At 47.2% G+C, this 458-nt stretch carries 1 protein-coding gene; it reads left to right on the top strand.

Annotated features, from left to right (window positions below; translation table 11 throughout):
• Positions 1–389, top strand: a 389-nt coding sequence (locus D4A39_RS19175) for a thiamine pyrophosphate-dependent enzyme (protein WP_233552530.1), incomplete at its 5' end; no start/stop codon positions are given.
• Positions 390–458 lie beyond the last annotated feature (69 nt).

Here is a 458-nt window from a genome sequence, read left to right as displayed (position 1 = left end):
TCATCAATAATGCCATCTATGGTATGACCGGCGGACAGATGGCGCCAACCACCCTGTTGGGTCAGAAGACTGCTACCTGTCCTTATGGTAGAGATGCTGATCTTCATGGTTATCCACTCAATATTACCGAGTTAGCAAGCCATCTGCAGGGTACTTGTTATGTAACCCGCCAGAGTGTGGAGACCGTGGCAAGCATCAAGAAGGCAAAGAAGGCTATCCGCAAGGCGTTCGAGGCAAGCATGCAGGGCAAGGGCTCCAGCCTGGTAGAGATTGTTTCTACCTGCAACAGCGGTTGGAAACTCTCACCTGTTGAGGCTAACAAGTGGATGGAAGAGAACATGTTTAAGCAGTATCCTAAGGGTGACCTGAAGGATACAACGGGAATGTAAGTGAAGAGTGAAGAACGAAGAGTGAAGAACGAATTGCTCTTCTAATATAATAATAGAACAATGAAGACA

The organism is Alcanivorax profundi (genome assembly GCF_003597125.1).
GTDB lineage: Bacteria > Pseudomonadota > Gammaproteobacteria > Pseudomonadales > Alcanivoracaceae > Alcanivorax > Alcanivorax profundi.
Note: the sequence above shows the minus strand (reverse complement) of the source record. Positions and strands in the feature narration are given on the sequence as shown.